We start from the raw sequence: 19,676 nt of genomic DNA, 5'->3' as shown, positions 1-19,676 counted from the left end.
CCCACATCTCGCGGTCCCCCGCCCAGTGGGGCACCGTGGAACGACACGTGGCACACGGGCCACGGCGGAGAGGAGCACCCGCATGTCCGACCACACCTACCGGGTCACCGAGATCGTCGGAACCTCGCACGAGGGCATCGACCAGGCGATCCGCAACGGCGTCACCCGGGCTTCGCAGACCCTGCGCAACCTCGACTGGTTCGAGGTCACGCAGGTGCGCGGGCAGATCGAGAACGGGCAGGTCAAGCACTACCAGGTCGGCCTGAAGGTCGGCTTCCGCCTGGAGGACTCGGCCTGACGGCGGTTCTGCCCGGCCCGCACCCGGCACGGGCACCGGCCCCTTCCGACGCGTTCGGGAGGGGCCGGCGCCCGTCGGACCCACTCCTCTGCCCCACTCCTCGGGCCCACCCCTCAGGCCCGCCCGTCAGGTCCGCCCTTCCCGCTCCTGCGCCTCCTTCAGCGCCGCCGAGGCGGCGGCCCAGCGGGCCCGTACGACGGTGAACCCGGCCCGTTCGGCGTCCTCGCACACCAGCTCGTCGTCGTCCACGAGCACCCTGATCTCGCGGTGGCGGGCCAGCTCGCGAAGGATCTGCAGTTTGGTGCGCCGGGCGGGCCTGCGGTCGTCGTTGCGCCGCATCCGGACGCGCCCCTCGGGCAGGCCCTGGGCGGCGATCCAGGCCACCGTGTCCTTGCGGCAGCGCTCGGGCCGCCCGGTCAGGTAGAGGACCTCGCACTCCTCGGCATGCTCCAGGGCCAGTGCCACGCCCTCGGCCAGCGGTGGATCGTGCGGCGCCGCGGCGAAGAAGGCGTCCCAGTTCCGCGGCTTCTGCTCCAGGAACCGCTGCCGGTGCGCGGTGTCGGCAAGCGTGCCGTCGAGGTCGAAGACGGCCAGGGGCGTGCTGTTGTTCGTCACAGCGGCCACCCTAGAACGCCGCTTCGGTCGCTTCCGGGCCCCGCCGCGGCCCGCTCAGGACGCCGCTCCCCTCCGTTCAGGACGCGGTCGCGTCCCGCCACAGCGTCCACGCGAGTCCGAAGCCGGCCAGGGCGATCGCGATCCGCAGCGGCGCCTCGGGCAGTCGCCGTACGACCGCGGGCCCCATCCAGGCGCCCGCGAAGCAGCCCACGCCGAGTGTGACGGCCGCGCTCCAGTCGACCGGGGCGAGGAAGGCGTAGGCGACGGCCGCGGTGACGTTGGCCGCGCCGGTGGCGATGTTCTTGACCGCGTTGGTCACGGGCAGCGGTTCCGTCGCGGACAGCGAGAGCACGGCGAGCATCAGGACGCCCGCCGCGGCGCCGAAGTAGCCGCCGTACAGACCGACCAGCAGCACGGCGCAGAAGACGGCAAGTCCCGGCACGGCGGCCTGGTCCGGCCTGAACCGCGTGGTCAGCCGCCGCAGGGGCTCACGGATCAGGATGAGTACGGAGCCGAGGGCCACCAGCCACGGCACGACCAGCTCGAACGTCGACGACGGTGTGCCGAGGAGCAGGGCCGCGCCGATCGCCCCGCCCAGCGCCGCCGCGACGGCCAGCCGGACGAGCCGGGCACGCTGCCCGCGCAGTTCCGCCCGGGATCCCACCGCGCTTCCCACGGTGTTGGAGAAGAGCGCCACGGTATTGGTGACGTTGGCCGCGACGGGCGGCAGGCCCGCGGCGAGGAGCGCGGGGTAGCTGAACAGCGAGGCCAGACCGGCGATGGAACCGGCGAGCCCGGAGGCGACACCGGCGGCCAGGAGCAGCAGGACGCGGCCGGAGTCGATCCCGGCGATGAGCGCTTGCACGTGTCCCTCTTGTCTCCACGGGTGCGGTGGCGCCCTGTGCCCGCCCCGCGTCGACGTTCCATATTAGAGACGGTGTCTGCATATACAGACAGCGGGGTCCTTCTCAGTTCCCGGGCGGGCTGATGGGTGCGGACGGCGTGAGCGGGGCGCCGGGCGGCATGTTGTAGGGCGTGACCACCTGGATCGCCGAGGGCAGGAAGGGGCCTTCGTCCGGCAGGGCCTTGTGCGCGCGCATGATGGTCTGGCAGGCGCGCCGCATGTCCTGGCGCAGGTCGTGGTGGAGCACGGCGGACAGCCGGCGTTCGCGCAGGAACCCGGTGTTGTCGTGATCCAGGTCGTGGGCGATGAACACCGCGCACTCCCGCCCGAGGATGTCGAAGGCGTCGAGGGTCGCCGCGTTGCCGCCCCCGGCCGAGTAGACGGCGATGACGTCCTCGTCGCGCTTCAGGGCGTCCAGGACGAGGTCCCGCTGGGTGGCGTCCAGTCCGTCGCTGTCGGTGACCTCCACCAGGGACCGGCCTGGCTGCGCGCTCCGCATGGCGCTGCGGAAACCCATCTCCCGCTCCTCCTCGCCGCGGAAGGAGCCCCGGCTGATCGTGGCGAGCACGTTGCCGGGCCGGTCACCGAGCCACTGGCCGATGAGATAGGCGGCGGTGGCGCCCGCCGCCCGGTTGTCGATCCCCACGTACGCCATGCGCGCGCTGCCGGGCAGGTCGCTCACCAGCGTGACGACGGGGATGCCCGCCGCGACCAGCCGGCTGACGGCGGCGACGATCTCCGGCAGGTCCGGAGCCTTGAGGATCACCCCCTGCGAGCCGCGTTTGGCGATCTTGTCCAGGGTCGCGACCAGGTCCGAGGCGGGACAGGTCTCCCGGAAGTGGAAGCGCGAGCGCACCACGGCGGGTTGCAGGGACGGCAGTTCGGCCTCCAGGGCGTCCCGTATGGCATCGGAGAACCGCTCCGGCGTCTGCATCACGATGTCGATCATGAAGGTGCGGCCGCCGATGCGTACCTGGGTCCGCTGCCGGTCCAGGTCCTTGACGGCCTGGCGCACCTCCATGACGGTGCTCTCCCGAACACCGCCGCGGTCGTTGAGGACCCGGTCGACCGTGGCCTCGCTCAGACCGGCCTGACGGGCGATCTCTCGGATCGGATAGGGATGGCGCACGGCGGCCCCCGCATGCAAATGACGGACTTTTGATGGGTCTCTGCGGATTGTATGACGGCCTCTGGTTCACAAGACTGACAGCGGCGCCGCCGGAGCCGAAGCCTGAGCCGAAGGAGAACAACGCACTCATGGGACTTCTTGAGGACAAGGTCGTCCTCGTCAACGGCGGCAGCCAGGGGGTGGGCGCGGGGATCGTCCGGGCGGCCGTACGCGAGGGCGCGACCGTCGTCCTCACCGGACGCCGGGCCGAGGTCGGCGAGAAGCTCGCCGCGGAGACCGGCGCCCGCTTCGTACGCGCCGACCTGTCGGACGCGACGCAGGCTCGTGACAGCGTCGTCCAGGTCGTGGACGCGTACGGGCGTATCGACTGCCTGGTCAACGCGGCGGGGCTCACCTCCCGCGGTTCGCTCCTGGACACCACGCCGGAGCTGTTCGACGCGCACATCGCGACCAATCTGCGGGCGCCGTTCTTCGCGATGCAGGCCGCGGTCGCCGACATGACGAGCCGCGAGGCGCCGGGCACGGTCGTGAACATCATCTCGAACTGCGCGCACGGCGGCCCGCCGCATCTGGCGCCCTACTCCACGGCGAAGGCCGGTCTCGCGGGGCTGACCCGCAACGCGGCCCACGCGCACCGCTGGGACCGGATCCGGATCAACGGCCTGAACATCGGCTGGACGGACACCGAGGGCGAGGACGCCACCCAGCGCGCCTTCCACGACGCGGGCGACGACTGGCGGGACAAGGCCGCGGCGGCCCTGCCGATGGGCAGGCTCGGGCAGGTCGACGAGATCGCCGACTTCGTCGTCCTCCTGCTCTCCGACCGCAGCGGTGTGGTGACCGGCTCGGTCATCGACTGGGACCAGACCGTCCTCGGCGGGCTCGACTGAACCGCCCTCCGGGTTGAGCCTCCGGGTTGAACCTCTGGGCTGAACCATTGGGTTGAAGGAGCAAGATTCGCATGCGTATTGGCATCATGGGGCTGGGCCGGATCGGCGCGTTCCACGCGCAGACCCTGGCCGGACTCGAAGCGGTCGACTCGCTCGTGGTCACCGACCCGGTCGCCGCGGCGGCCTCCTCGGCGGCGGAGCGGTTCGGGGCGACGGCGGTGGACTCCCCCGACGCGGTGTTCGCCGCCGGAGTCGACGGTGTCGTGATCGCCGCCGCGACCGACGCCCACCCCGAACTCCTCCTCGCCGCCGTCAAGGCGGGCATCCCGGTCTTCTGCGAGAAGCCCGTGGCCCGCGGCGTCGAGGAGAGTCTCGAAGTGCTGCGCGCGGTGGAGGCCGGCGGGGTCGAGGTGCACATCGGCTACAACCGGCGCTTCGACGCGGGCTGTGTCGCCGCGCGCCAGGCCGTGCTGAGCGGCGAACTCGGCCCGCTGCACACCGTGCGGTCCACCACCCTGGACCCCGCGCCGCCGCCCGCCGCGTACGTGGCCGTCTCCGGCGGCATCTTCCGCGACTGCAGCGTGCACGACTTCGACATCGTGCGCTGGGTCACCGGCCGCGAGGTCGTCGAGGTGTACGCGACCGGCGGCAACCGGGGCGCGGACTTCATCGCGGCGGCGGGCGACGTCGACACCGCCTCCGCACTGCTCACCTTCGACGACGGCACGATCGGCGTCATCTCCAACTCCCGTCACAACGCCCGCGGTTACGACGTCCGCCTGGAGGTGCACGGCATGCTGGACAGCATCGCCGTGGGCCTGGAGGACAAGCTGCCGCTGCGGTCCGTCGAGCCGGGGGCCACCTTCCCCGCCGGCCCCCCGCACCACTTCTTCATGGACCGCTTCGCCGCCGCCTACCGCGCCGAACTCACCGCGTTCACCGAGGTCGTGGCGGGCTCCCGGCCCTCCCCGTGCACCGTGGCCGACGCCCTCGAAGCGAGCTGGATCGCCGAGGCATGCACGCTGTCGCTGCGCGAGCACCGGCCCGTACGACTGGAAGAGGTGCGCACCGCATGACGGACGAACCCCTGCGGATCGGCGTGCTGGGCGCGGCCCGCATCGCCGAGCTGTCGATCGCGGGACCGGCCCGGGTGACCGGCCACCGCATCGTGGCGGTGGCCGCCCGCGACCGGTCCCGCGCCGAGGCCTTCGCCGCCGAGCACGACGTCGAACGGGTCCTGGACTCGTACGCCGACGTCGTCTCCGACCAGGCGGTCGAGGTCGTCTACAACCCTCTCGCCAACGGCCTGCACGCGCCCTGGAACCTCGCCGCGCTCGCCGCGGGCAAGCATGTGCTCACCGAGAAACCCTCCGCGAGCAACACCGAGGAGGCCGTCGAGATCCGGGACGCCGTCGCGAAGGCCGGCACGGTCTTCATGGAGGGCTTCCACTATCTGTTCCACCCGGTCACCCGGCGCCTGCACGAGCTGCTGGAGAGCGGGGAACTGGGCGAGCTGCGTCATGTGGAGACCACGATGGTCATGCCGGCGCCGCCGGACACCGACCCGCGCTGGTCGTTTCCACTGGCGGGCGGCGCCCTGATGGACCTGGGCTGCTACAGCCTGCACGCCCAGCGGATGCTCGCGCCCTGGGCGGGCGGCGCGCCTCGGCTCGTCGCGGCACGCGGCGGCAAGCGCAGCGAAAGGGGTGTACCCCCGGACGGAGTCCGGGGGAGGCCGGGCGCGCCCCGGGTCGACGAGTGGCTGGACGCCGACCTGGAGTTCCCGGGCGGCGCCACCGGTACCGCCCGCTGCCACATGGCGCACACCGCGTGGGAGATGAGCTGCCGGATCGTGGGCTCGCGCGGTGAGGCCACGGCGGTGAACTTCGTCCAGCCGCACCTGGACGACCGGGTCCGGGTCCGTACCGCCTCGGGCGAGCGCGTCGAGATGCTCGGCCGCCGGTCCTCGTACACCTATCAGCTCGAAGCCTTCGCGGCGCATCTGCGCCGGGGCACGCCGGTGCGCCTGGACGCCGATGACGCGCTCGCCACGATGCGCCTCATCGACGACTGTTACCGGAGTGCGGGAATGCCGCTCAGGCCGCGGACGGCTCTTCCGTCCACACCCTGAGCGGTCCTGCCCCTTCTCTTCCCGGCTGCTTCAGCGCGTCACCGCTGTGCGTCGCGGAGCACCGAGCGCAGGAACTCCGCGCTGCTCCACACGTCGTCCACGGGCCCCTTGCCCGCGGGTTCCCCGGTGAGGATGGTGTCCTGCTCCAGGACGTACCAGCCGTCGTAGCCGCGTGCCCCGAGGTGGCTCACGATGGCCCGGACGTCCACGTCACCGGCGCCGAGCGGCCGGTACATGCCGTCCCGGACGGCGTCGGTGTAGCTGAGGCGGCCCGACTGGACCTTGGCGGCGAGGGCGGCGTCCACGTCCTTCATATGGGTGTGGGCGATCCGCTCGGGGGCCTGCCGGGTCAGCTCGGCGGGGTCGGTACCGCCGATGAGCAGGTGGCCGGTGTCGAGGCAGAGCGAGATCGCGGAGTGCTCCAGCACGCGCTGGACCTCCTCGCCGTTCTCGACCATCGTGCCGACGTGCGGGTGCAGTACCGCCTGTACGCCCCGTTCGGCGGCCAGCGCGGTCAGCCGGTCCAGGTTGGACAGCAGCAGCTTCCAGCCGTCGGCGTCCAGCTCGGGCCGGGAGTCGTACCCGTCCTGCCCCGTGACGGCCGACAGGACGAGGACGTCGGCCCCGGACGCGGCATAGCTCTCCAGGAGCGTGTCCACCCCGGGCAGCGGATCATGCCCCGGTACGTGCAGCAGCAGCGGGGTGAAGCCGCCGACCGCCCGCAGGTCGTGGTGGGCGAGGACCTGCGCCATGGCCGCCGGCTCGCCGGGCAGAAAGCCCTCGGGCCCGAACTCGGTGGCGGCCAAGCCGACCTCGCGCATCTCCTTCAGCACGCGCTCGGGCGTCAACTGGTAACCCCAGTCGGGTACTTCGCACACGCCCCACGAGATGGGCGCTCCGGCGATCCGGGGTGTTCGAGTGTCCATGGCGCAACGTTAAGTGCAGCCCGGCACAAAAATGAAGGGGTGGATCCCTCAGCGGGGCCTCATCGTGTCCATCTTTTTCCCGTCATTCGCACCCTGGGCTGGACCCTCGCGGAAGAAATCAGCGAAACGACTGTTGAAACGGAAGACGGAACGCAGCCCTTCCACCACAGTCCTTCCACCACGGTCCTTCCACGACAGCCCTTCCGGCGGAGAAGTCAGCGGAGAAGCCATGTCACAGCAGCAGGAGCGCGAGATTCGCTTCTCCGTCCTCGACCGCTCGCGCACCAGGGAGGGCCACGGCGGCCCCGAGGCACTGCGCGACACCGTCCGGCTGGCGCGGGAGCTGGAGGGGCTCGGCTACCACCGGTTCTGGGTCTCGGAGCATCACGGCGTACCGGGCGTCGCCGGTTCCGCGCCGACCGTCCTGGCCGCCGCGGTCGCCGCCGCGACCCGCTCGATCCGGGTGGGCACGGGCGGGGTGATGCTGCCCAACCACCAGCCCTTGGTCGTGGCGGAACAGTTCGGGGTCCTGGAATCCCTCTTTCCCGGCCGCATCGACATGGGTCTCGGCCGTTCCGTGGGGTTCACGGACGGCGTCCGCAGGGCGCTGGGCCGGGACAAGGACGTGGCCGACGACTTCGCGGCGCAGCTCGACGAGCTGCTGGGCTGGTTCCGCGGCACGTCCCCGACCGGGGTGCGCGCACGCCCCGCCGAGGGCCTGAGCGTGCCGCCGTTCGTGCTGGCCATGGGCGAGGGCGCGACGATCGCCGCCCGGGCCGGGCTGCCCATGGTGATCGGCGACCTCAGGAACCGCGAGAGGATGCGCCGGGGCATCGACCACTACCGCGAGACGTTCCGGCCCTCCGTGTGGGCCTCGGAGCCGTACGTCGTCATCTCCGGGACGGTCGCGGTCGCGGAGACGCCGGAGGAGGCACGGCGGCTGCTGCTCCCGGAGGCGTGGTCGATGGCGTACTCGCGCACGCACGGTACGTTTCCGCCGTTGCCGTCCGCCGAGCGGGTCGAGTCGCTGACACCGACGATGACGGAGAAGGAGCGGGGCTTCTACGAGGCCGGGCTCTCCGGTCATGTCGCCGGGACGGAGGAGCAGGTCGCCCATGAGCTGTCGACGGTGATCAAGGAGACCTCGGCGGACGAGGTGCTGGTCACGACCAGTACGTACGACCGGGCGGCGTTGGTGGACTCGTTCCGGCGGTTGGCGCGGGTCGTGGGGCTGGGGCCCGAGTGAGTGTTCCACTGGGGTGACCTCGGGTCTGTGGGGTGAGTGCGGGCCGGCTGGGGCTGGTCGCGCAGTTCCCCGCGCCCCTCGCGGGGCCCAGGACACGCCCATCCTTCCGTAGGAGTCACCCCATGCACAGCCGACATGACCCGTACGTCCGCGTACGTGGTGCCCGTGAGCACAATCTGCAGGGGGTCGATGTCGACATCCCACGGGATGTGCTGGTGGTGTTCACGGGGGTGTCCGGGTCCGGGAAGTCGTCGCTGGCCTTCGGGACGATCTACGCGGAGGCCCAGCGGCGGTACTTCGAGTCGGTGGCCCCGTACGCGCGGCGGCTGATCCATCAGGTGGGGGCGCCGAAGGTCGGGGACATCAGCGGACTGCCGCCCGCGGTGTCGCTCCAGCAGCGGCGGTCGACGCCCACCTCGCGCTCGTCGGTGGGTACGGTCACCAATCTCTCCAACTCCCTGCGGATGCTGTTCTCCCGCGCGGGGCAGTATCCGCCGGGCGCCGCACGGCTCGACTCGGACTCCTTCTCGCCGAACACGGCCGCCGGGGCCTGCCCCGAGTGCCACGGGCTCGGGCAGGTGCACCGCACGACCGAGGAGTTGCTGGTCCCCGATCCGGCGCTGTCGATCCGGGAGGGCGCGATCGCCGCGTGGCCGGGCGCCTGGCAGGGCAAGAACCTGCGCGACGTCCTCGACGCGCTGGGGTACGACGTCGACCGGCCGTGGCGCGACCTGCCCGCCGAACAGCGCGAGTGGATCCTCTTCACCGACGAGCAGCCGGTCGTGACGGTCCATCCGGTACGGGACGCGGAGCGCATCCAACGCCCGTACCAGGGCACGTACATGAGCGCACGCCGCTATGTCCTGAAGACGTTCTCGGACTCCAGGAGCCAGACCCTGCGGGCGAAGGCGGAGCGGTTCCTCGCCGCGACGTCCTGTCCGATGTGCGGCGGCAGCCGGCTGCGGCCCGAGGCGCTCGCGGTGACCTTCGCGGGCCGGACCATCGCGGAGCTGGCCGCGCTGCCGCTCGTCGAACTGGCCGACTCCCTCGCGTCCCACGGCGGTTCGGAGACGGCCCGCGTCCTCACGGAGGACCTGCTCGCCCGTATCTCCCCCGTCACCGAGCTGGGCCTCGGTTATCTCAGCCTCGCTCGGACCACCCCGACCCTGTCCGCGGGCGAACTCCAACGGCTGCGCCTGGCGACGCAGTTGCGCTCCGGACTCTTCGGAGTCGTGTACGTCCTGGACGAACCGTCCGCCGGACTGCACCCGGCGGACACCGAGGCCCTGCTCACGGTCCTGGACCGGCTGAAGGCGGCCGGCAACTCGGTGTTCGTCGTGGAGCACGGCCTCGACGTCATGCGCGGCGCCGACTGGCTGGTCGACGTGGGCCCGGGGGCGGGCGAGCACGGCGGGCGGGTGCTGCACAGCGGCCCGGTGGCGGAGCTGGAGCGCGTCCCCGGGTCCGCGACGGGCCGGTTCCTCTTCGACCGCTCCCCCGCTCCGGAGCGTGACGTCCGGGCGGCAGGCGGCTGGTTGAAGGTCGGACCGGTCACCCGCCACAATCTGCGCGGCGTGAGCGCCGAGTTCCCGCTCGGCGTCCTCACCGCGGTCACCGGTGTCTCCGGGTCGGGCAAGTCCACACTCATCGGACAGCTCACGGAGGAACTGCCGGGTGTGGGGCGGCTGGTGAGCGTCGACCAGAAGCCCATCGGGCGTACGCCCCGCTCGAATCTGGCGACGTACACAGGTCTCTTCGACGTCGTGCGCAAGGTCTTCGCGGCGACGGAGGAGGCGGGCAGCCGCGGCTACGGGGCCGGCCGGTTCTCGTTCAACGTCGCGGGCGGGCGCTGCGAGACCTGCCAGGGCGAGGGGTTCGTCAGCGTCGAACTGCTCTTCCTGCCGAGCACCTACGCCCCGTGCCCGGACTGCGGCGGGGCGCGCTACAACCCCGAGACGCTCGAAGTGACCTACCGGGACCGGAACATCGCACAGGTGCTGGACCTGACGGTCGAGGCCGCCGCAGACTTCTTCGCGGACACCCCGGCCGTGGCCCGCAGCCTCGCCACACTCCTGGACGTCGGCCTCGGCTATCTGCGGCTCGGACAGCCGGCGACCGAGTTGTCCGGCGGCGAGGCGCAGCGCGTCAAGCTGGCGAGCGAACTCCAGCGCGTACGCCGGGGTCACACGCTCTACCTCCTCGACGAGCCGACCACCGGGCTGCACCCGGCCGATGTCGAGGTCCTCATGCGGCAGTTGCACGGTCTGGTCGACGGCGGTCACAGCGTCGTGGTCGTGGAGCACGACATGGCGGTGGTGGCGGACACCGACTGGGTGATCGACCTCGGCCCGGGCGGAGGCGACGCGGGCGGACGGATCGTGGCGACGGGACCTCCGGCGGAGGTCGCGCGGGCTGCGGGCAGCGCCACGGCGCCGTACCTCGCACGTACGCTGCCACGAAGCGGCACTCAGCCGCGCTAGCCGCAGCTCGCAGCTTCCACCGGCACAGCCCACTCGGACCCCGTGTGCCGGTCTGTCATCATTCTCTGATGAGTGTTGATCTTCGAACCAGCCACCGGGGATCCGGTCCCCAGCGCCGCGCTCGGAGAGGCTGGTCCTGGTGGCGGGCTTCGGTGGTACGGCGATGGGCGGTACGGGACGCGCCGCAGTGGCGTCCCGGGCTGGAGGGCCAGGCATGACGGGGGTGATCGTCGTCATTTTCGTGCTCTCCGCCCTGCTGATCCTCATGGCCTGCGTCAAGGCGGACCGCGTCCGCTCCTGGCGCGCGTCATTGAACCCCTCGGCTCCGGACATCCCCGACGCGGGCTTCACGGTCGCCCGCCTCATCCTGGTCGTCATGGCCGTCGTCGGCGTCGTCATCGCGTTCCAGGGCATCGCCGCGGAGGACAACGGCGGGTGGAGCGATGACGAGCTGACGAGCGCGGTCGAGGGCGCCACGGACGCCCTGGACGGCAGTTTCACCTACGGTGGCCCGCTTGAGGACGATACTCCCGCCGACTTCGGCGGCGAATACGCCAGGAAGGTCGAGGACGAGGTCGTTGAGCACGGTGGTGGTGACGCCCCGCAGTTCGGCGTGGACGCCGCACTCACTGACAAGACGTCCGAGCAGGCGCGGTACCGGATCACGGCCAACGGAGCGGGGGCGTCTTTCTGCATGCACGTCCAGCGCACGCACGCCGGATACATCGAGACGGTGGTACCCGGCCTCTCCGGCGACGCGGGAGCGGTGAAGCAACCGAAGTACACGTTCGGGGTATCGACTCGGGCAGGTGAATGCTGAGTCGTCGTCATGAATCCGGAACCGCACGCCGACACCGAGATGGAGACCGAGATCGAGACCGAGACCGAGATCACCGCAGACCTGGTCCGCAACCTGCTGGAGGAGCAACATCCAGACCTTGCGGGGCTGGCCATCCGCGAGGTAGCGGGTGGCTGGGGCAACCAGATGTGGCGCCTCGGGGACGAGTTGGCCGTGCGCATGCAGCGCATGGACCCCACCGCGGAGCTCCAGCTGAAGGAGCGGCGGTGGCTGCCCGTGCTGGCTCCGCGCCTGCCGCTCCCGGTGCCGACCCCGGTCCGGTTCGGTGCACCGTCCGAACGCTTCCCCAAGCACTGGACCGTGATGACCTGGGTTTCCGGCGAGCCGCTGGACCGCGGCTCGATCAGCCGGGGCGCTCACGCGGCCGACACGCTGGCGGGTTTCCTCCGGGCGCTGCACGTGCAGGCGCCCCCCGAAGCGCCGATCGCTACGGACCGCGGTGCGCATCCAAGGGACTGCACGGACGGTTTCGACCACTTCTTCCACGCCGTCGCCCTCGACGACCTCGCTGACGAGGTCCGGGCTGTCTGGGACGACGCCGTCGCGGCGCCCGAGTGGGCGGGCCCGCCGGTGTGGGTGCACGGCGACCTCCATCCCGCGAACGTCGTGGTCTCGGACGGAACGCTCTCGGGCATCGTCGACTTCGGCGACATGTTCGCCGGCGATCCGGCATGGGACCTCGCCGCCGCATGGGTGCTGCTACCGGCGGGCACGGCCTCACGGTTCTTCGACACGTACGCGCGTGCGGACGAGGCGGCGATTCGGCGTGCCCGCGGGCTGGCCGCTATGAAGAGCCTCTTCCTGATGCTCATGGGGCAGAACGGAGATCGGGGACTTCCCGGCGGCAAGCCGCACTGGGGACCCGTGGGCCAGGCGGCACTCGATCGTGTTCTGAAGGGCGTTTGACGCACCCTGAGTGGCTGACCTGGAGACCTTCGCGGTCTTTGGTTCAGTCGACGGGACGGTCCCAATAGGCCTGACGCAGCTTGGACTTGGTCAGTTTGCCCGTGGGGGTACGCGGCAGCGCGTCCGTGAAGTCGATGCTGCGGGGTGCCTTGTAGTGGGCGATGCGCTCGCGGACGAAGTCGAGGAGTTCGCGTTCGAGTCGCGGGCCGGGGGTCGCGTCGGGGGCCGGCTGGACGACGGCCTTGACCGCCTCACCCATCTCCGGGTCCGGTACGCCGACGACCGCCACGTCGGCGACCTGGGGGTGCAGGGTCAGACAGTCCTCGATCTCCTGCGGGTAGATGTTCACACCGCCGGAGATGATGGTGAACGCCCTGCGGTCGGTGAGGAAGAGATACCCGTCCTCGTCGACGTGCCCGATGTCCCCCGTGGTCGTCCAGTTCGGATGCTCGGGGTGCTGCGCCTGCCGGGTGCGGGCCTCGTCGTTGTGGTAGCGGAACGGGAGTTCGTCGCGCTCGAAGTACACGGTCCCGGTCTCGCCGACGGGCAGCACCTTGCCGTCGTCGTCGCAGATCCGCAGCTCGCCGAGGAATCCGCCGCGGCCCACCGTCCCGGGCTTGCGCAGCCACTCCTCGGGACCGACGAAGGTGATCCCGTTGGCTTCCGTCGCCGAGTAGTACTCGTACAGGACGGGTCCCCACCAGTCCATCATCCGGCGTTTGACCTCGACGGGGCAGGGCGCGGCGGCGTGGACGGCGACCCTCGTCGACGACACGTCGTACGCGCCGCGCACCTCGTCCGGCAGCTTCAGCATCCGTACGAACATGGTGGGCACCCACTGGCTGTGCGTGACCCTGTGCTGTTCGATCGCCGCCAACGCACCGCGCGGGTCGAAGGAGTTGAGCGAGTTCATCAGGACGACCGTGCCGCCCGTGGCGGTCACCACGAAGCTGAAGCGCAGGGGCGCCGCGTGGTAGAGCGGGGCCGGGCAGAGGTAGACGGTGTCCTCACCGAAGCCGTACATGGGCTGGAAGAGCAGTTGGTACATGCTCATCTCCTCACGGACGTCCCCCTCGGGGAGCGTCGGCGCGATGCCCTTCGGCAGACCGGTGGTGCCGGAGGAGTAGAGCATGTCGACGCCTCGGGGCTGGTGGGCCGGGGGTTCGGGTGAGGCGTCGGCGAGGGCGCCTTCGTACGAGCCGTCGTCGAAGTCGAGGTGCAGTCCGGTCTCCGGGGCCGACTCGCGGACCGCGCGGCCGAGTTCGGTGAGGGGCGCCGAGACGATGAGCGCCTTCGCCCCGCAGTCGCGGACGATGTAGGCGGCCTCGTCGGCGGTCAGGTGGTGGTTGACCACGGTCAGGTAGAAGCCGGAGCGGAGCGCCGCCCAGTAGACCTCCAGGACGCGCGGGTCGTTGTCGGCGAGGAGGGCGAGATGGTCACCGACGCGCAGCCCGGCGGACCGCAGATGGTCGGCGAGCCGCAGGGAGCGGTCCTCCAACTGGCCGTAGGTGAGGGCACGGCCGCCGTCGGCGGTGACGACGGCCGTCCTGGCGGGGTCGTACGCTCCGGGATACATGCGGGGACGGTACCGCGGTTAAATGACGGCCCGTCAGAGGTGTGCGTGCGCTTCCGTGTGCAGGCGGGCACGGGTGATCGGACGCACGGCACGGACGGGGTGGGTGGTGGCCGTTTCGGCGGCCAGGGCGAGGGCCCGCCGGTCGGGGGCGGAGCCCGGCGGCAGCACCGGAGCCACCTGCACCTCGGCCACGAGGTCGCGGGCCGACACGACCCGCCACACCGAGGTGAGCAGCGGGTCGCTGCCCACGAACGCGGGTGCGGTGCTCACCGCGCCCCCGTCGTGCCGGTACCGGAGGCGCACCGGCTGGACGGCCGCGTCCGCGTCGAGGGCGGCCTGGAAGGCGGCCCGGTGGAACCGGCCCTGGGCCCGGCCGCACCAGGTGCTTCCCTCGGGAAAGACCACGACCGCTCCGCCGTCGCGCAGGGACCGCGCGATCCGGCCGACCGTCTCGGGCAGCACACGCAGCCGGTCGCGCTCGATGAACAGCGCGCCGCTGCTCGCGGTGAGCGCACCGGCGACGGGCCACTGCCGGATCTCCGCCTTGGCGAGCATCCGGGCGGGCCGGACGGCCGCGAGGAGCGGGATGTCGAGCCAGGAGATGTGGTTGGCCACCAGCAGCAGACCGCCGGTGGGCGGGGCCGCGCCGGTGGTCCGCAGCTGTACTCCCGCGGCGCGCACGATCGTCCGGCACCACCTTCTGATGAGCCTGTCGCGCAGGCCGGCGGGAAACCTGGCGACGGCCGGGATCAGTACGATCCCGGTGGCGACCACGACGAGCAGCGCGACCAGCCGCAGCACGGCACGCGGCACGGCGGCGACCGTCCGAACGGACTCCACGCAGGCCCCGGGGGTGCACGGGGCACTGGGCAGCCAGGCGCTCGCCGGAGCGGTGGCCGCAGCGGTGGCCGGCCGCGCCCCTGACGGGCGTGTCCCGGCAGGGCGGGAGGCGACCGGCGATCCGCCGCGGCGCGGGCTCGGCACCTTTCCGGAATCCGGGCCCGGAAAGGAGGGACCGCCCGCGCCCGGGCCGCCGTAGGTCGCCGAGCCCCGTCGGGGACGCAGGACCACACCCATGCGGGACGCGCTCATCACGCGGGCACGAGGGAGAGGAAGTGCCGCAGATAGCGCGGGTTGACCCGGCGCATCGACAGCAGCACGTACAGGTCGGCGACGCCGAAGTCCGGGTCGTGGGCCGGCTCCGCGCAGACCCAGGCGCCCAGGCGCAGATAGCCGCGCAGGAGCGGGGGCAGTTCGGCGCGGCCTGCCCGGGCGACGCCCTCGGAGTTCCAGGGCAGCAGCGGCCGTACGCGGTACTCCTCGGGCGCGAGGTGCTTGTCCCGCACCCGGTCCCAGGTGCCCGCGGCGAGCGCCCCGCCGTCGGCGAGCGGGATGGAGCAGCAGCCCGCCAGCCACTCGTGGCCGCCGTCGACCATGTAGCGGGCGATACCGGCCCAGATCAGGCCGATGACAGCGCCGTCGCGGTGGTCGGGGTGGACGCAGGAGCGGCCGACCTCGACGAGGCCGGAGCGGATCGCGGCGAGGGGGCCGAGGTCGAACTCGCTCTCCGAGTAGAGCCGTCCCGCGACCGCGGCACGCTCGGGCGGCAGCAGCCGGTACGTACCGACGACCTGGCCGGTCGTGGTGTCGCGCACGAGCAGGTGGTCGCAGTACGCGTCGAAGGCGTCGACGTCCAGGCCCGGCCGCGAGGTGGCCAGCAGGGCGCCCATCTCCCCGGCGAAGACGTCGTGGCGCAGTCGCTGTGCGTCCCGGACGTCGGACTCGTCGCGGGCGAGGGTCACGGTGTAGCGGGTGGGTGCCGTCGACAGTGGGGGGCTGTCGAGCGTGGAAACGCCGGTCATGGCTCTCTCCTGGTCACAGGCCGGATGCGGCGGAGCGGCGCGGCGGACCGAGGCGTACAGGTCCGTGCGCTCCTGTTCTTCCGACACCGGCTGACCACCGAGTAACCCACGGAGAGAGCCCGAGTGTGAGCTTGCTGAACCCCAGGGGCGCAGCCCCGTAGGGGGCGCGGGGAACGGCGCAGTCTTCTAGTTTTTTGGGGGCGCGGGGAACGGCGCAATCCTTTGTCTTCAGGGGCGCGGGGAACGGCGCAGTCTTTCAGGGGCGCGGGGAACTGCGCGACCAGCCCCCACGCACCCGCACCCGCACCCGACACACAACCGAAGCCAGTTGCGAAAGGCCGCGAAGCCTACCGCTTGGCGGCCTTCCGCCCGGCCCGCAGCCACTCCTTGTTCATCCCGGTGATGGAGAACAACGGAATCCCCTTGGGACAAGCAGTCGCACACTCGCCCACAAGCGTGCACCCCCCGAACCCCTCCTCATCCATCTGCGCCACCATGTCCAGCACCCGCGTCTCCCGCTCGGGAGCCCCCTGCGGCAGCACGTTCAGATGATTCACCTTCGCCGAGGTGAACAACATCGCGGCCCCGTTGGGACAGGCGGCCACACACGCCCCGCACCCGATGCACTCCGCGTGCTCGAACGCGAAGTCCGCGTCGGGCTTGGGCACCGGCGTGGCATGCGCCTCCGGCGCGGCCCCGGTCGGCACGCTGACGTACCCACCGGCCTGGATGATCCGGTCGAACGCGGACCGGTCGACCACGAGGTCCTTGACGACCGGGAACGCGGAGGCCCGCCACGGCTCGACGTCGATCGTGTCCCCGTCCCGGAAGGACCGCATGTGCAGCTGACAGGTGGTGGTGCGCTCCGGCCCGTGCGCGTCACCGTTGATGACCAGCGAGCACGCGCCGCAGATGCCCTCGCGGCAGTCGTGGTCGAAGGCGACCGGATCGTCACCGGCGAGGATGAGTTCCTCGTTGAGCGTGTCGAGCATCTCCAGAAAGGACATGTCGGCCGAGATTCCGTCCACTTCGTAGGTGGACATCGCTCCGTCGGCGTCGGCGTCGCTCTGCCGCCAGACGCGCAGGGTGAGCTTCATGCGTAGCTCCGCTGGGTGGGGTGGACGTACTCGAAGACGAGGTCTTCCTTGTGCAGGACGGGCGCGTCGCCGGTGTCGGTGAACTCCCAGGCGGCCGCGTAGGAAAACTCCTCGTCGCGGCGGGCCGCCTCACCGTCCGAGGTCTGGGACTCCTCCCGGAAGTGCCCACCGCAGGACTCCTCGCGGTGCAGCGCGTCCAGGCACATCAGCTCGGCCAGCTCCAGATAGTCGACGATCCGGTTGGCCTTCTCCAGTGACTGGTTGAACTCCTCACCGCTGCCGGGCACCTTGATACGCCGCCAGAACTCCTCGCGGATCTGCGGGATCCGCTCCAACGCCTTGCGCAACCCGCTCTCCGTACGAGCCATGCCGCAGAACTCCCACATCAGCTCGCCCAGTTCACGGTGGAAGGAGTCGGGCGTGCGGTCCCCGTCCACGGCCAGCAGCAGCCGCAGCCGGTCCTCGGTGTCGGCCAACAGCTCCTCCACGACCGGGTGTTCGTCGTTCACCGGCTCGTGGTGCGGGTTGCGGGCGAGGTAGTCGTTGATGGTCGACGGGAGTACGAAGTAGCCGTCGGCGAGGCCCTGCATGAGCGCGGAGGCGCCCAGCCGGTTCGCCCCGTGGTCGGAGAAGTTGGCCTCGCCGATCGCGAACAGCCCCGGGACGGTGGTTTGCAGGTCGTAGTCCACCCACAGACCGCCCATCGTGTAATGCACGGCCGGATAGATCCGCATCGGCACGCTGTACGGATCCTCGGCGGTGATCCGCGCGTACATGTCGAAGAGGTTGCCGTACTTGGCCTCCACGGCCTCGCGGCCCATCCGCGCGATGGCGTCGGCGAAGTCGAGGTAGACGCCCTGCCCGCCGGGCCCGACCCCGCGGCCCTCGTCGCACACGTTCTTCGCGGCCCGCGAGGCGATGTCACGCGGTACGAGGTTGCCGAAGGCCGGATAGATGCGCTCCAGGTAGTAGTCCCGCTCGTCCTCCGGGATCTCGCCGGCCGGGCGCTCGTCACCCTTCGCCTTCGGCACCCAGATCCGCCCGTCGTTGCGCAACGACTCGCTCATCAGCGTCAGTTTCGACTGATGCTCGCCGGTCCGTGGAATACAGGTGGGGTGGATCTGTGTGAAGCACGGGTTGGCGAAGTACGCGCCCCGCCGGTGCGCTCGCCAGATCGCGGTGGCGTTGGAGTTCATGGCGTTGGTCGACAGGTAGAAGACGTTGCCGTACCCGCCGCTCGCCAGCACCACAGCGTCCGCGTAGTAGGTGTCGATCTTCCCGGTGATCAGGTCGCGGGCCACGATCCCCCGCGCCCGGCCGTCGACCACGATGAGGTCGAGCATCTCGGTGCGCGGGTGCATCTCCACCGTGCCGGCCGCGATCTGCCTGCTGAGGGCCTGGTAGGCGCCGAGCAGGAGCTGCTGCCCCGTCTGGCCACGGGCATAGAACGTCCGGGACACCTGCACCCCGCCGAACGACCGGGTGTCCAGCAGACCGCCGTACTCCCGCGCGAACGGCACCCCCTGTGCGACGCACTGGTCGATGATCTCCACCGAGATCTGCGCGAGGCGGTGCACGTTCGACTCCCGCGCGCGAAAGTCGCCGCCCTTGACGGTGTCGTAGAACAGCCGGTGCACCGAGTCGCCGTCGTTGCGGTAGTTCTTGGCCGCGTTGATGCCACCCTGCGCGGCGATGGAGTGGGCCCGGCGCGGTGAGTCCTGGTAGCAGAACTGCACGACGTGGTAGCCCTGTTCGGCGAGCGTGGCGCCGGCCGCGCCCCCGGCCAGGCCGGTTCCGACGACGATCACGGTGTGCTTGCGGCGGTTGGCCGGGTTGACCAGCTTGGCCTCGAAGCGGCGGGTGTCCCAGCGCTCGTCCACCGGCCCTTTCGGGGCCTTGGTGTCGACGACCGGCTCCCCGGTCGCGTACTCGGCGAAGGTGCCGTGTCCGGCGAATTCAGCAGTCATGTCAGCTCACCACTCCGGTCATCACGCCCACGGGTACGGCGACGAAGCCCGCCGTGAGCACCACGGCGAGCACGTTGGCGATGGTCTTGAAGGCCCGGTCGCGGGTGCGGCTGCCCACGCCCAGGGTCTGTGCGGCGCTCCAGAAGCCGTGCTGGACGTGCAGGCCGAGCGCGAGCACGGCGACGATGTAGATGACGTTGCCGTACCAGGTGGAGAAGGTGTCGATCACGTTCTGGTACGGGTGTCCGGGCTGGAAGCCGCCTGCGTGCACGGTGCCGGTGGTCAGGTCCAGGATGTGCCAGACGATGAACAGGCCGAGGATGATCCCGCCCCAGCGCATGGTGCGCGTGGCGTAACTGGCGCGGGGCTTCTTGTGCACGTACTTGGTGGGACGCGCCCCGATGTCACGGCGGCTGAGCTGGTACGCGGATACGGCGTGCGCGACGACGGCGACGACCAGGACCACGCGGACGATCCACAGGGCCCACTCGTAGTGCAGGAACGGCTCGCCGAGGGTGCGCAGCCAGTGGGCGTATTGGTCGAACTCGCCCTCTCCGAAGAAGATCTTGAGGTTGCCCAGCATGTGGACGGCCAGGTACCCCAGCATGATCAGGCCGCTGGCGGCCATCACGGCTTTCTTGCCGACGGACGAGTCCCACATGGTGCGCGTCATGGACGGTTTTCGTTCCGTCCGCGTTGCCAGAGCCATGTGATCGACGCTACGGCCGACAGGGTCGATCGGTCCAAGACATGGTCCGGCTCGTTTCCATAGGTGGTGCCTATCGCGGGC

At 71.0% G+C, this 19,676-nt stretch carries 18 protein-coding genes; 8 read left to right on the top strand and 10 right to left on the bottom strand.

What is annotated here, in order from left to right:
* Positions 1–82 precede the first annotated feature (82 nt).
* Positions 83–298, top strand: coding sequence for a dodecin (locus tag ACH4DZ_RS30265; RefSeq protein WP_189779845.1), 216 nt, complete (start codon positions 83–85; stop codon positions 296–298).
* Positions 299–424: 126 nt separating this feature from the next.
* Here ACH4DZ_RS30265 and ACH4DZ_RS30260 read toward each other — a convergent pair whose 3' ends face one another.
* From ACH4DZ_RS30260 to ACH4DZ_RS30250, 3 genes are all read right to left on the bottom strand, one after another.
* Positions 425–913: a hypothetical protein gene (locus ACH4DZ_RS30260; protein WP_398290566.1), complete on the bottom strand. Its 489-nt coding sequence runs from the start codon at positions 911–913 to the stop codon at positions 425–427.
* A 76-nt stretch (positions 914–989) separates the two neighbouring features.
* A complete protein-coding gene (locus ACH4DZ_RS30255; protein ID WP_398290565.1) occupies positions 990–1,778 on the bottom strand; it encodes a sulfite exporter TauE/SafE family protein in 789 nt (262 codons plus the stop codon).
* A gap of 103 nt (positions 1,779–1,881) precedes the next feature.
* Positions 1,882–2,946, bottom strand: coding sequence for a LacI family DNA-binding transcriptional regulator (locus ACH4DZ_RS30250; protein ID WP_398290564.1), 1,065 nt, complete (start codon positions 2,944–2,946; stop codon positions 1,882–1,884).
* Between the two features lie 128 nt (positions 2,947–3,074).
* On the opposite strand from ACH4DZ_RS30250, the gene ACH4DZ_RS30245 reads away from it, so the two are divergent.
* The 3 genes from ACH4DZ_RS30245 (at position 3,075) to ACH4DZ_RS30235 (ending at position 5,967) form a co-directional block, all read left to right on the top strand.
* Positions 3,075–3,836, top strand: coding sequence for an SDR family oxidoreductase (locus tag ACH4DZ_RS30245; RefSeq protein ID WP_398290563.1), 762 nt, complete (start codon positions 3,075–3,077; stop codon positions 3,834–3,836).
* A 71-nt stretch (positions 3,837–3,907) separates the two neighbouring features.
* The gene (locus ACH4DZ_RS30240) at positions 3,908–4,912 is read left to right on the top strand and encodes a Gfo/Idh/MocA family oxidoreductase (protein WP_398290561.1); all 1,005 of its coding nucleotides are present in this window, start codon (positions 3,908–3,910) and stop codon (positions 4,910–4,912) included.
* Positions 4,909–5,967, top strand: coding sequence for a Gfo/Idh/MocA family protein (locus ACH4DZ_RS30235; RefSeq protein ID WP_398290560.1), 1,059 nt, complete (start codon positions 4,909–4,911; stop codon positions 5,965–5,967). Before ACH4DZ_RS30240 ends, ACH4DZ_RS30235 begins: the two co-directional genes overlap by 4 nt.
* A gap of 38 nt (positions 5,968–6,005) precedes the next feature.
* Here ACH4DZ_RS30235 and ACH4DZ_RS30230 read toward each other — a convergent pair whose 3' ends face one another.
* The gene (locus tag ACH4DZ_RS30230) at positions 6,006–6,893 is read right to left on the bottom strand and encodes a sugar phosphate isomerase/epimerase family protein (protein ID WP_398290559.1); all 888 of its coding nucleotides are present in this window, start codon (positions 6,891–6,893) and stop codon (positions 6,006–6,008) included.
* 229 nt (positions 6,894–7,122) lie between these two features.
* On the opposite strand from ACH4DZ_RS30230, the gene ACH4DZ_RS30225 reads away from it, so the two are divergent.
* From ACH4DZ_RS30225 to ACH4DZ_RS30210, 4 genes are all read left to right on the top strand, one after another.
* Positions 7,123–8,139, top strand: coding sequence for an LLM class flavin-dependent oxidoreductase (locus ACH4DZ_RS30225; protein WP_398290558.1), 1,017 nt, complete (start codon positions 7,123–7,125; stop codon positions 8,137–8,139).
* Between the two features lie 122 nt (positions 8,140–8,261).
* The gene (locus ACH4DZ_RS30220) at positions 8,262–10,619 is read left to right on the top strand and encodes an ATP-binding cassette domain-containing protein (RefSeq protein ID WP_398290557.1); all 2,358 of its coding nucleotides are present in this window, start codon (positions 8,262–8,264) and stop codon (positions 10,617–10,619) included.
* Positions 10,620–10,833: 214 nt separating this feature from the next.
* Positions 10,834–11,439, top strand: coding sequence for a hypothetical protein (locus tag ACH4DZ_RS30215; RefSeq protein WP_398290555.1), 606 nt, complete (start codon positions 10,834–10,836; stop codon positions 11,437–11,439).
* A gap of 9 nt (positions 11,440–11,448) precedes the next feature.
* A complete protein-coding gene (locus ACH4DZ_RS30210; protein WP_398290554.1) occupies positions 11,449–12,384 on the top strand; it encodes an aminoglycoside phosphotransferase family protein in 936 nt (311 codons plus the stop codon).
* Positions 12,385–12,427: 43 nt separating this feature from the next.
* Here the strand turns inward: ACH4DZ_RS30210 and ACH4DZ_RS30205 are convergent, their stop codons facing one another.
* From ACH4DZ_RS30205 to ACH4DZ_RS30180, 6 genes are all read right to left on the bottom strand, one after another.
* Positions 12,428–13,960, bottom strand: a complete 1,533-nt coding sequence (locus ACH4DZ_RS30205; RefSeq protein ID WP_398290553.1) for an acyl-CoA synthetase — start codon at positions 13,958–13,960, stop codon at positions 12,428–12,430.
* A 33-nt stretch (positions 13,961–13,993) separates the two neighbouring features.
* Positions 13,994–14,800, bottom strand: a complete 807-nt coding sequence (locus tag ACH4DZ_RS30200; protein ID WP_398290552.1) for a lysophospholipid acyltransferase family protein — start codon at positions 14,798–14,800, stop codon at positions 13,994–13,996.
* A gap of 251 nt (positions 14,801–15,051) precedes the next feature.
* Positions 15,052–15,822, bottom strand: a complete 771-nt coding sequence (locus ACH4DZ_RS30195; protein ID WP_398290550.1) for a GNAT family N-acetyltransferase — start codon at positions 15,820–15,822, stop codon at positions 15,052–15,054.
* 347 nt (positions 15,823–16,169) lie between these two features.
* Positions 16,170–16,919, bottom strand: a complete 750-nt coding sequence (locus ACH4DZ_RS30190) for a succinate dehydrogenase/fumarate reductase iron-sulfur subunit (protein WP_398290549.1) — start codon at positions 16,917–16,919, stop codon at positions 16,170–16,172.
* On the bottom strand, positions 16,916–18,886 hold the full coding sequence (locus ACH4DZ_RS30185) for a fumarate reductase/succinate dehydrogenase flavoprotein subunit (RefSeq protein WP_398290548.1): 1,971 nt from the start codon (positions 18,884–18,886) through the stop codon (positions 16,916–16,918). The genes ACH4DZ_RS30190 and ACH4DZ_RS30185 overlap by 4 nt, the downstream gene beginning before the upstream one ends.
* 1 nt (position 18,887) lies before the next feature.
* Complete coding sequence (locus ACH4DZ_RS30180; RefSeq protein WP_398290667.1) at positions 18,888–19,559, bottom strand: succinate dehydrogenase; 672 nt, start codon at positions 19,557–19,559, stop codon at positions 18,888–18,890.
* Positions 19,560–19,676 lie beyond the last annotated feature (117 nt).

The organism is Streptomyces sp. NPDC017991 (assembly GCF_044328075.1).
GTDB lineage: Bacteria > Actinomycetota > Actinomycetes > Streptomycetales > Streptomycetaceae > Streptomyces.
The sequence above is the reverse complement of the archived record's forward strand: the minus strand, read 5'-3'. Positions and strand labels throughout refer to the sequence as shown.